The 12,506-nt window shown below is 55.9% G+C and carries 8 protein-coding genes; 7 read left to right on the forward strand and 1 reads right to left on the reverse strand.

Annotation, left to right across the window (positions count from 1 at the left end; genetic code table 11):
- The first annotated feature begins 14 nt into the window (after positions 1–14).
- The 5 genes from ACZ5M3_RS10270 to cdr all read left to right on the forward strand — a co-directional run bounded on the left by ACZ5M3_RS10270 (position 15) and on the right by cdr (position 8,465).
- A complete protein-coding gene (locus tag ACZ5M3_RS10270; protein ID WP_464839486.1) occupies positions 15–1,064 on the forward strand; it encodes a hypothetical protein in 1,050 nt (349 codons plus the stop codon).
- Positions 1,065–1,206: 142 nt separating this feature from the next.
- Entirely contained in the window at positions 1,207–5,493 is a 4,287-nt protein-coding gene (locus ACZ5M3_RS10275) for a S8 family serine peptidase (protein WP_464839487.1), read from the forward strand.
- 73 nt (positions 5,494–5,566) lie between these two features.
- Positions 5,567–5,866 (forward strand): DUF424 domain-containing protein, encoded by a 300-nt coding sequence (locus ACZ5M3_RS10280; protein WP_464839488.1) that lies wholly within the window; start codon positions 5,567–5,569, stop codon positions 5,864–5,866.
- Between the two features lie 46 nt (positions 5,867–5,912).
- A complete protein-coding gene (locus ACZ5M3_RS10285) occupies positions 5,913–7,079 on the forward strand; it encodes a 60S ribosomal export protein NMD3 (protein ID WP_464840909.1) in 1,167 nt (388 codons plus the stop codon).
- Between the two features lie 60 nt (positions 7,080–7,139).
- Entirely contained in the window at positions 7,140–8,465 is a 1,326-nt protein-coding gene (cdr, locus tag ACZ5M3_RS10290; RefSeq protein ID WP_464840910.1) for a CoA-disulfide reductase, read from the forward strand.
- A 7-nt stretch (positions 8,466–8,472) separates the two neighbouring features.
- Here the strand turns inward: cdr and ACZ5M3_RS10295 are convergent, their stop codons facing one another.
- Positions 8,473–9,717, reverse strand: a complete 1,245-nt coding sequence (locus tag ACZ5M3_RS10295) for an MFS transporter (protein WP_464840911.1) — start codon at positions 9,715–9,717, stop codon at positions 8,473–8,475.
- A 436-nt stretch (positions 9,718–10,153) separates the two neighbouring features.
- On the opposite strand from ACZ5M3_RS10295, the gene ACZ5M3_RS10300 reads away from it, so the two are divergent.
- Together ACZ5M3_RS10300 and ACZ5M3_RS10305 are read left to right on the forward strand one after the other, a co-directional pair.
- Positions 10,154–11,320, forward strand: coding sequence for a potassium channel family protein (locus tag ACZ5M3_RS10300; RefSeq protein ID WP_464840912.1), 1,167 nt, complete (start codon positions 10,154–10,156; stop codon positions 11,318–11,320).
- A 4-nt stretch (positions 11,321–11,324) separates the two neighbouring features.
- Positions 11,325–12,458, forward strand: coding sequence for an ATP-NAD kinase family protein (locus tag ACZ5M3_RS10305; RefSeq protein WP_464839489.1), 1,134 nt, complete (start codon positions 11,325–11,327; stop codon positions 12,456–12,458).
- Positions 12,459–12,506 lie beyond the last annotated feature (48 nt).

A 12,506-nucleotide genomic window follows, 5' to 3' on the forward strand; every position in this document is an offset into this window, starting at 1 on the left:
TAATTGGTGGTAAAGTGAGGGGGTTAAAAATCTTTAGCCTCGGCTTCTTTTCTTACCTGGCCCTTTCACTGTACGCCAACTACTTTAGCGAAGATCTGCGCAGCACGATATATTCACGCGGACTGGAGCCCTCAATGCTCCTTCTGGGAACGGTTTACGCCCTCGCATTCTTTGCCGTCTTCGCTCTGGGCTACGCCTCCAACCTGAAACTCCCTTCATCACTGCTGGCTGTCTTCTTTCTGGTGCTATCTTTCCATGATTTCCCAGTCTTTCCCATTTTGGCAGTTTTGGTTCTTATAGTGTATTGGCTGAAAGTCAATCCCTTCCGGCTCTTTCCCCAGAGCGCCCTACTGGTTGCACTCTTGATACCTTTGGCTCTATACCTCGCTTTGGGTGTCCCACTTTTTGAAAACTCCCTCAGGTATGAACTTGTCGGCCCTCTGGTTCTGGCGGCGGTTCTGGCTGTTATTGGAATGGCCTACTCCACGATCTCCCTCCGCGGGAAAACATTCATGATGGCAATCTACGCCGTGCTTTTCTTCCTCGGCACGTTCCGTTCCCTGGTTCTCCTCGTGTCTCTGGCTTATTTTTTGAGTGCCTACTTCGACTATCCCAGGCTCCGAAAATGGCTCGTTGGCCTCAGTGCCGTTCCGGTGCTTGTCGTAGTATGGATGAGCGGAGGAGTGGAGGGTGTTCTCGTCAGAATAGGCTTTACCTTCCTTGTTTTCCATAACCTCGTCCGCCTCTCCCTCCCCTGGGGCCTCTTCCACGGCGCGCTTCTCTTCAGTGACAACCCCCGACACATGGTCGCTTCACTCTTCGGTGCATCCACGAACTACACCTATTTCTTTTTTGGCCAGCCGGTGGCTGATTTCGGGATTTTGGGGCTGATTGAGGCTTTTCTGCTTGGAATATTCCTTAGAACTAGTGAGAGACGCAGGGGAAGCTTTGTGGTGGTTTTGTCTTTGATGATATACTCGATCGACCCGGGAGTGGACGCGTTCATAATGTTATTCATCGTGGCCACTTTGCTCTTCTCGGTTTCCGGGGAGGATATAACATAAAGCGCAGTCATCAATGCCCCGGAATAGTCATTCAAGTTGTAACGTGGCTGTTAAGGTGAGTTATACAACCCTGTGGTGCGAAACGTTTATATCGGTGCTCTATCCACAGTATAGGTGAGCATTACGACCTGGAGGTGTCAGGATGAATAGGAAGGCCTTGAGTCTTTTGATTGTGGCGGTACTTGTACTGTCAGCGGCCTCAGTGGCGTTTTCAGCTACACCAGTCTTCGCCGCCCCGTCTAATCCCGTCAAGGTAGAAACCACAAACAATACTCATTCCGGAGAGTTCATCAGCAGTGAGGTCCTCCAAAAGGAGATACAGAACATCCTCAAGACCAGCGATAAGACCGTACGCCTGATAGTCGCGCCGGATAGGGATCACGCGATGGAGGTCTACAATGCCCTTAAAAAGCTTGGAACAATCGATCCAATAAGCAAACCCGAGTACCAGTTCATAGTCGTGGAGATGCCCGTTTCTAAGGTGGAAGAGCTCCAGAACATTCCGGGCATCCTTCATGTGTGGAAGGACAGGACCGTCAAACTTCAGGAGCCGGTGGCTCCCGAGGATGGAACTGCCCCCAGTGCCCCTGCGAAGGATTCCCTCTCCCTCCCGGACATGTTCATGAGCGTTTTCACGATAGATGCATACAACGTCTGGACTGACTACGGTGTCTACGGAGACAACGTTACCGTCGCCGTTCTGGACACCGGTGTGGACGTGGGACACCCGTTCCTCCAGACAACCCTCGATGGAAGGAAGAAGATTGTTGACATCTATGACGAGAGCGACGAGGGCATGGCTCAGATTTACTACAACACCACCACTCCAGTGGGGGGAACGATTGCCGTTAACAAGAACGTCACGGTCTTCTGGGGGGTCTATGCTGCCTATTACGGTCACTCCACATACACCAACTACACGATGGGCACCTATTACGTCGGGAACATAACCGGAGACACCTACTACATTGGCCTCCTTCCCGAGAGGTACTTTGACCTCAACAACTTCAGCGCAACTCCCTATGACCCCTACGACCTTGGTCTCTTTGGAGACCTCAGCGATGTCTATCCGGTTCTCATAGTTAACCAGAGCGGCAACTTCACAGCCTACATAGACTTCAACCTCGACAACAACTTCACCAACGACCAGCCGATGAGGATTTATGATACCAGCGGAGACTACGTCACTGTTAACACAACCAAGGTCAATGTCGCGTTCATAGAGTTCGAGCCCAACGAGGGCTACGCCTACTTCATGTGGGACGCCCACGGACACGGCACCCACGTCAGCGGTACCGTCGCTGGCGTTGGTCTCCCCACCGACCCCGTGTTCTACGGTGTCTACGGCGTCGCCCCCAACGCCCAGCTCATCGAGGTCAAGGTTCTTCCGGGTGAGCTCGGCTTTGGAAGAACCAGCTGGATAATCAGCGGAATGATATACGCGACCTTTATGGGAGCCGACGTCATCAGCATGTCCCTCGGCGGCGGTGGCGAGATAAACGACGGACTTGAGACCCCTGAGATATTCTACGTCAACATGCTTACCGACCTTTACGGGGTTACTTTTGCCATTGCCGCCGGAAACGAGGGGCCGACCACCAACAGCGTCCATGCCCCCGGTGACAGCGACCTGGCCATAACGGTCGGCAACTACTGGGAGAGCGAGAGGTGGGAGCTTCTCTACGGTCTGCCGGGAGTCATGAACGGCCCGGCCATGAGCTCCAGCAGGGGACCGAGGATGGATGGCCTCCTTGACCCGGACGTGATGGCTCCGGGAACCGCCATATTCTCAAGCCTCCCGATGTGGTACACCGTCCTCTACGGAAACCCCTACAGGTACTACGGGTTCTGGAGCGGCACCTCGATGGCCACACCGCACGTCAGCGGTGCCGTTGCCCTCATGATAAGCTACGCCAAGCAGCACAACATTACCTACAACCCGATAATGATCAAGCGCGCCCTTGAACTCAGCGCCAAGCCCACGAACCAGACCCTGATAGACCAGGGGTTCGGTCTCATACAGGTTGACAAGGCCATAGCCAAGCTCGAAGAGCTCAGCCAGGAGCCAACCACGTACATCTTCGCGGGCACCACGTTTACCAGCTTCAAGAACCCGATTGAGCAGCCCCTCATCCCGATTTCCCAGGCATACGTTGACTTCAACGGCTACTTCCAGTACATGTTCGGCTATCCCTACCTCTACAGGGGAGTCTACATAAGGAACGAGTATCCGGGAAGTGTCCCGATATACTTCTCACCCATGACCTATGAGCCAGGATGGGGCCTCTGGTACGTCTTCGAAAACAAGACCTACAAGATAAGCACAAACGTTGACTGGATTATACCGAACACGACGGAGGTCACGATACACGGGGCCAACGCCATGTACATAAGCGACCTCATCGGCCAGTTCTCCATAAACATCGACTACTCCAAGCTCCAGAAGAGCGGTACCTATGTGGGTCTGATTTACATCGACGACCCGGACACGAGCTACATCGATGGTTATGTCGCGGTTACCGTTGACATACCCGCAAACAAGAACGGCGAGATCAGCGCCAAGATTACCGACACGGGCAAGCCCGGTGAGGCCAAGCACTACTTCTTCGAGGTTCCGAGGGGAACCAAGGAGCTCCGTGTCACACTCCGCGTTCCGACGGATGCCAACGGCACCCCGATGGGCAGGGTCAAGCTCGTCATCGCGAGGCCAATGGGCGGTGTTGTCTATGACGGAGTGCCCGGATACTACTACGTCGGCCCCGGAGGGCCGCTTGAGTACACGTGGGTGGTCGACAATCCGGTTGAGGGCGTCTGGGAGATAACAGCGTATGTCAGCGTCAGCTCCTACGCCAGAACTGGCTACGAGGACGCCCACTACGAGATAGACATCAGCGCCGGCTCGGTGTCGATATCACCGGAGCTCATAAAGAAGGACGTTCCGTCCCCGGCCAACGTCAGCGTTGAGGCCAAGGTGAAGAACAACTACATGCCGTTCAACGCCAGTGTCATAGGCTACGGTCTTGGAAGGCTCGACGTGGCGTACGCCATGACCCGGAACGTTAGCCAGGACGCCTGGGATCTCATCGGTGCGTTTGGCGTCGACCCGACCACGTACTTCATCAGGTTTGGAATCACCGAGCCTGAAGACCCGACCGCTGACCTTGACCTGTACGTTATTTACTACGAGACCTACGACCAGCTCGTAAATGACCTCGGCGATGGCATCATCGACAACTACACTGAGCTGTACACCGACCAGATAGGGCCGACCAGCGATGAGGTCTTTGAGAAGTTCATGCCCGAGACAGGATACTACCTAGTAATGGTCTACGGATACGACACCGTCAGATACAACCCGATCCAATACACCTTCTACTACCAGATACTCGGCGACAACGGCGATGTGACGGTGGACAGCACTCCCTTCAGCTTCGATGTCGGTACCACCAGAACCATCCACGCCACGGCGGACGTCTCGGCCGCCGGAACATACCTCGGTATACTCGGTCTCGTGAACGCCGATACAGGGGAGACGATGACCTACGCGCCGATGCTGTTCCAGGTAGGTCAGCCGGAGATGTACGTAGCGGTCTACGCAGACACCACCCTCGGAAAGCAGTCGGTGCTCAAGATAAGGCTCCTCGACCTCGCGACGATGGAAAAGATAGACACCCCGGCAAAGGTCGTCGTGAACGGCAGGGAGTACTACACAGACAACGGTGAAGTCGAGGTGTACTTCACCCCGCTCAACCTCGAGCAGACGTTCAACATAGAGGTCTTCAGCGACTACTACCAGGACACCTCCAAGGAGGTGACGGTTAAGGTCAAGGAGCTCGCGGGGGACAAGGTGTACTCCGCTACCCAGGTGTCGCCCTACGTTGCTGTTGGACTCGGTGCGGTCACGAACTACCACGACACTGGCACGAGCATAGACCTGACGGTCGAGGGTCCGAGCGGAACGACTGGCTACGTCCTTGTGACACTGCCGGTCGATACCCAGTACGTCGACGTGAATGGCGATCACGTGGTCAGCTACTACGTCATCGACGGCAAGAACGCAAAGTACGTCGTGCTGAAGGTCAGGTACGCCTCACCGGTGACGCTGACGATTGAGTACAAGACGTCCCGCTGGATCGTCAGCACCTGGAACTACGTCTGGTTCATGCTCTACTGGAGGTACGACCAGAAGTTCGACCCGCTCTACCAGAAGGCTGTCGAGCTCGGTGTCGACAACGAGACCCTCCAGGAGGCCATGCAGTACAAGCAGCTCGCCGACCAGTACTACGCTGAGGCCGAGAAGTACCTGACTCCGGGCAGGGACAACCTCGCAATAGCGGCACTGCCGAACATCCGCAAGGCTTACCTAAACATCCTCAAGGCGTACGCCATCTTAGAGGCGGCCGTCAAGGAAATTGAGGCCCAGGGCTGATTCCCCTCTCTTTTCTTCTCAATTTACCCAACCCTTTTAAACCCCCAACCGTTTCTCCCTCCGGTGTCGCTCCATGATATACGTCAAAGTGTACAGGGTTCAGGGGGAAGTTCTCCTCGCGGCCTGTGATGAGGAGCTCCTTGGGAAAACCTTCAGGGAAGGGGAGCTGAAGCTTGAGGTCAAGGAGCGCTTTTACAAGGGCGAGCTGGTCGACGAGGATGCCCTTGAGACCATGCTGGAAGAGGCGACCATCGCCAACCTTACGGGTGAGCGCTGCGTAGGAAAAGCGATAGAACTGGGCTACATTGACGAGACGAGGGTGCTCAGGATTCAGGGGGTTCCCCACGCCCAGATGGCAAAGCTCTTCCTCTGAGATTAGGTTTTTAAACCCCCTCCCTCACTCCCCTCCGGTGAGAGGGATGAGTGAGAGGTTCTGTTACAGATGTGGGATAAGCGAGAGCGAGGGAGGTCCTCTCATAGCTGGTCTCTGCCAGGTCTGCTTCAGAAAAGAAAACCCCGTTCTGCTGATTGGGGGAGAGGTAAACACGGAGCTGTGTCAGAACTGCGGCAGCTATAAGAAAAGGGGCGTCTGGGTCGATCCCCGGACCTATGAGCTTGAGGAGCTGATATTCGAAGTCGCTGAAAACGCGCTCCTTGAGGTGATAGGGGACTCCCTGGATGAGAGGGTGGGGGAGTTTGAGATAGTCTCCCCGGAAGAGCTTGACGGGGTCGAGGAACTTCCCGTTGGAAAGGCCTTGATAGCCTTTCAGCCCGTTGACTGGCACATTGAATACTTCCCGGCGATAATAACGTATGAGATACGTGTTAAGGCAAGGATACACGAGCTCCAGCACGAGCTTCATGACGAGGTTAAACACACCACCGTTTACGTCCGCCAGACAGTCTGTCCGCGCTGTTCCAGGTTCCTTGGGGGCTATTTTGAGGCAATACTCCAGGTTCGCGCCGAAGGCAGGCCGCTGACGGAGGAGGAAAGGAAGGTCATAGGAAAGCTCGTCGAGGAGAAGGTGGACGAGATAATGCGCAAGGACAGGATGGGGTTCATCCAGGATACCATAGAGAAGGAGGAGGGACTCGATTTCTACATGGGCTCGACCTCCAGCGCCAGGAAGCTTGCCCAGGCGATAAAGGAGCGTTTTGGGGGAACGATAAGTGAGGCCTACGAGCTCGTCGGTCTCGACAGGCAGACCAGCAGGGAGGTCTACCGCACCAGCGTGAGCATCAGGATTCCAAAGTTTCAGAAGGGGGACATAGTGGCGGATAGGCGCGGTAACGTCTATAAAGTCGAACGCGTGGATGGAAAGGGCCTCTCTCTGAAGAACCTCTCCACCCGGGAAAGCGAGCACCGGGACTGGAAGACCGTGAAGCGGGAGGGCATAGATACTGTGGAGACCGAGAGGAGCGAGGCAATGGTCACCAGCATAACCCCTGCGGAGGTTCAGCTCATGGACATGAGAACTTACGAGACGTATGAGCTGGAGAGACCGAATATGGAGCTCAGGGAGGGTGAGGTATACCACATGGTGGAGGTTAAAGGCAGAAAGTACTTCCTGGACAGAAAGGAATGACCCGCTTCTGTCCCGCCAAGGTTTTTAACCCAAAGTTTTGAACCTTTTTTGGTGATGGTCATGAAGAAAACGGTTGTTATCATAGGCGGTGGAGCGGCCGGAATGAGTGCTGCATCGCGAATCAAGCGTCTGAGGCCGGAATGGGACGTGAGGGTCTTCGAGGCAACCGAATGGGTCAGCCATGCCCCCTGCGGCGTGCCCTACGTGGTCGAGGGAGTTTCACCAAAGGAGAAGCTCATGCACTATCCTCCCGAGGTCTTCATCAAGAAGCGCGGCATAGACCTCCACATGAAGGCGGAGGTCATAGAGGTCGAACAGGGAAGCGTCAGAGTCCGTGAGGAAGGCGGAGAAAGGACATATGGATGGGACTACCTCGTCTTCGCCAACGGTGCTTCACCGCAGGTTCCAGCGCTTGAGGGCTGCGGGCTTGAGGGCATCTTTACTGCAGACCTGCCTCCTGATGCCGTTGCCATAACGGAGTACATGGAGAAGCACGACGTTAAGGACGTTGTTGTCATAGGCACCGGCTACATCGCCCTTGAAATGGCGGAGGCCTTCGTCGCTAGGGGCAAGAACGTTACACTCATCGGGAGGAGCGAGAGGGTTCTGAGGAAGACCTTCGACAGGGAGATTACCGATATCGTCGAGGCAAAGCTGGGGGAGAACCTCAATCTCCGCCTCCAGGAGCTTACACTGCGCTTTGAGGGCGACGGGCGGGTCGAGAAGGTCATCACCGATGCCGGCGAGTACAGCGCCGACATGGTTATCGTGGCGACGGGCATAAAGCCGAACACAGAACTCGCCAGGGAGCTGGGCGTGAGGATAGGTGAGACCGGCGCGATATGGACGAACGAGAGGATGGAGACGAGCGTTGAAAACGTCTATGCCGCCGGAGACGTCGCTGAGACGAGGCACCTCATCACCGGCAGGCGCGTCTGGATGCCACTGGCACCGGCAGGCAACAAAATGGGCTACGTCGCCGGAAGCAACATAGCAGGGAGGGAGATTCACTTCCCGGGAGTGCTCGGAACGAGCATAACCAAGTTCCTCGACCTGGAGATTGGAAAGACTGGTCTGACTGAGGCCGAGGCTGTTAAGGAAGGCTACGACGTCAGAACAGCGTTCATAAAGGCAAGGACAAAGCCCCACTACTACCCCGGCGGGAGGGAGATATGGCTGAAGGGCGTCGTCGACAACGAGACGAACAGGCTCCTCGGTGTCCAGGCGGTTGGAGCCGAGATCCTGCCCAGAATAGACAGCGCCGCCGCCATGTTGACGGCAGGCTTCACGACGAGGGACGTTTTCTTCACGGATCTCGCCTACGCGCCGCCCTTCGCCCCTGTCTGGGATCCTCTCATAGTCCTCGCCAGGGTTCTGAAGTTCTGACCTCTTTTTATTTTCTCAGCAGGGCTATGCTCCCACCGAGCAGGGCAAGTCCGAGTCCGAACGTCGCCCCAAATCCTGCCGATGATATGAGCGCACCGCTTACGGCGCTCCCGGTTATGTATCCTGCGGAGCTGACGACGTTGTACGTCCCCATGGCGCTTCCCTTCTCCTTTTCTCCCGCCTTCTCGCCCACTATGGCCGTTGATGAGACGCTGATGAACGTCCAGGAATAGCCCGCGAGGGCGTATGAAGCGAAGGCCAGGGGCAGCAACGCCGGTGAAATGAAGATGCCGCTCATTATCGCAATAAACGCCCCTGCGCGGAGGATGAGGCCCTTCCTCAGGGTGCCCTCCCTGTTACTCCCCATGCCAGCACCCACCCGGGTGTAGTTGAGGGCCGCTATTGCAGAGTTGGCGATCAGGGCGAGGTAAATTATCTCACGGGAATAGCCCCTGTCCGAGAGGAGCACCGGCATCTGAGGGAAATAGAGACCCGCCGCTATCCAGAACAGCAGAAACGCCAGATAGAACCTTCTCAGGCCCTCCGGAAGGCTGAAGTTCGTGTGGAGTATAAATGACGGCATGTACCTGGCCTTTTCGACGACGTAGTTTCCAAACGCCCTGATGGATTTTCTGTTGATGTAGATGGGCACCTCCCTTATCATGCGCTCTCCCATAACGATGGATGGGAGTCCCACCAGTGCGAAGGTCAGGAACAGCTGGGGTATCGTGAGGAACCTTGACAGGCCGAAACCGAGAACCAGGCCGAGCACCCAGCCCCACCCGCTTATCTCGTTGAACTTCCCTATGCCGTAGTCCCAGCTGTGCTTTCTGACACTCCTTAAAACCAGGGCTATCGGCACGGAAAGCGTCGATGCAAGGAAGAACGCGTAGGCGGTGTTTATGGCGATGAGCTGGGCGGGTGTTTTGGCGAATGCCATGAGCGTCAGGAAAACTGGAACGCTCGCGAAGCCGAGCAGTATGAAGGGCTTTCTCCTGAGGGTTCTGTCGCTCAACCTGCCCCAGAACAAAGCACCGAGCATCGATGCCAAGCTCGCAAGTGCAAAGGTCAGACCGACTGTCGAGGCGTTCCCTCCGAGCTCAAGGAGATACAGACTGACCAGGGCGGAGCTTCCACCCGTGGCTACCTTGAACGGCACGAAGGAGTAAAACCACCTTGGCATCTTCGGGATGTAGCGGTAGCGGCTGGCTATTGAGGCGTTTCTAACCGCGACGGCTACCCTCTGACTCATTTTTCTCACCTTGAGGCCTCGGGGAGGGAGGTCTGGTTTAAAAAGGTTCCCGATTCAAAAGCGGCCTTGATGTATTCATGTGTTCACCAGCCTGCTTCTCGTCGGAGGCTGATGATAGAAAGCCTTAATTATCCAGGAGAGGAGTTTACTGGGGAGAGCCATGTGCGAGTACACCTATGAGAACGGGCAGAAATGCCGGCTGAAGCCCCTTGATGGCTCAAAGTACTGCCCGCTCCATATCCCGTACGATGAAGGGGAGAGACTCGTGGGGGAGGAGATAAAGAAGGTCAAGGAGGAAGCCCTCCTCAGAAGGCTCAAGGCGGGGCAGACCTATTTTGAGGGGGTTTACCTGTACGACGTTAAAATCAGCGATTTCCACGCCGAAAAACCGGTGGTCTTCAAGAACTCCCGCGTGAAGACGATACTATTTGACTCGGTGAACGTTCCCGGAATAACCTTCTACAACTCCAGCGTGGGAAGACTCGTGGTCTTTGGGAGTGAGCTGGGAACGTTTCTCATCCACGGCTCCCACGTCTTTGGCCTGAACCTGCTGAGGGTGAGGTTCTCCAACTCCGTATACGTCAGAAATTCGAGCGTCCGCTACCTCATGATAAACTCCACCGAGTATGTCGGTAGGGATGGACGGGGAGAAGAGGAGTACGGCGAGAAAAAGGCCGTGGGCAGAATAGAGCTGAGCGGCCTGGAGAACGTAAGGAGGGTCGGGATTAACGTCCGCTATCCCCTCATGAGGCGCATCCTTGAGGAGCACGGAATAAAGCCCTCGGCCTCCTCCGAGAAGAGCGTCAAGGCCACCTCCCTTGTCATGCGCGACATTCAGTTTGACAGGGCGGCCAGGTTCAAGAGGCAGGTGAGGTTGAGCATAAGGCGGTTCCACGGCAACCTTGTTCTTGAGAACCTGGACGTCTTTGGGCACGCAGAGATACTTGCCAGCTGGCTTAAGAATCCGGAGTTCGTGCACATGAGGGTCATGGGGAACATGATATTCCGCAGGGTGTCCTTCAACGGCGATTTCTCGTGGAACTCAACGGTTCTGCCCAACATTCCGGTTGAACTCAACGTCGAGGGGTTCGTTGAGGTTGAGGACTGCAGGTTCAACAGCCACCGCGCGGCGGAGGTGCTCTACCGCCTCGCCAGAATAAGCTGGGAGAGGAACGGGGACTTTGAGAGGGCTGACCGGTACTACTACCTGGAGATGGTGGAGAAAAGGCAGTCCCGCCTGGCCGGGAGGAGACGGGGTATTAAGAGGTTTTTCCTCAGGATGGAGGGGCTCTTTGAGTGGCTCTTTGCCGATTTGACCTGCAAGTACGGCACCGACTGGAAGAGGCCCATACTGATATGGCTCGCCGCCGTCAACGTCTTCTTTCCCCTGCTCTTCTTCCTGACCAAAAGCGTTGAAGGGCTGTCTGGGAGCATGAGCTTCCTCGACTACGAGTACTTCAGCGTCGTCACCGCAACCACCCTCGGCTACGGTGACTACCACCCCGTGGGGGTTGGAAGAGTAATAGCGTCGATCGAGGCACTGTTCGGAATGTTCATGTGGGCCGTGTTCCTGACGGTGTTCGCGAGGAGATACATGAGGTGAGACGATGATAGGCCTTATAATCAACCCCATAGCCGGAATGGGCGGAAAAGTTGCACTCAAAGGCACGGATGGAGTCGTCGAGGAGGCCGTACGGAGGGGGGCCAGGCCCATCGCCCGGGATCTCGTGAGGCTTTTTCTCTCGGAGCTTTCTCACTACGGTGAGGCCAGTGAAATAAGGTTCATTACAGGTCCGGGCCCGCTGGGGGAGGACGTCCTGAGGGAGTTTGACTTTGAGTTCGAAGTGATGCGACACAGGGAAATCGGCTACCGGGAAGTGGAGGGGATTATGATTCCAGACACGAGTTCCGAGGACACCAAGGAGCTCGCGGGGAGAATTGCCGGAAGGGTAAAGCTCCTCCTCTTCGCCGGTGGCGATGGGACTGCCAGGGATGTAATCGAGGCTGTCGATGAGCGGGTTCCAATTCTCGGCATCCCAACTGGCGTTAAGATGTACTCGGGAGTTTTTGCGTATTCCCCGGAGGACGCCGCCAGGGTTCTGGTGGATTTCCTCCGGGGGCGCGCCAGGCTGGAGGAGCGGGAGGTGAGGGACATAGACGAAGATGCGTACAGGCACGACGAGGTCAGGGCGAAAACCTACGGAAAGGCCATAGTCCCGGTCGTTGAAACCCTAGTCCAGGGCAGAAAGGAGAGGGTTCCCCTCAGCGAGGAAGACGAGCTTGAGGCCATTGCAGAGGCTCTGGCTGAGGAAATCCTTGAAAACGACGGCATCTACTTTCTCGGCTCCGGCTCGACGGTTAAGAGGATAAAGGACGAGCTGGGCATAGAGGGAACCCTCCTCGGGGTTGACGTTGTTGAGGTAAAAGATGGTGAGGCCAGACTCGTTGTCAAAGATGCCACCGAGAGAGACCTGCTGCGTTTTGCCGATAGAAGTCCCAGGGTGATCGTCACGGTTATAGGCGGCCTCGGGTTCCTCTTTGGCAGGGGCAACCAGCAGTTCTCGGCGGAGGTGCTGAGGAAGATTCCCAGGGGGAACATAACAGTCGTCGCCACGCCTTCCAAGCTTGAAAACGGCCCGCTCAGGGTTTACACGGGGGACAGGGAGGTCGATGAAAAGCTCAGGGGGTACATACGGGTTCGCGTTGGCCCCTGGATGGAGAGGCTCGTTAGGGTAGTTTAGGCGTTTAAACCAGAAGCCGTTTATATGAGCGCTCCCTATTCTCTACCG

It is taken from the genome of Thermococcus coalescens, assembly GCF_055392585.1.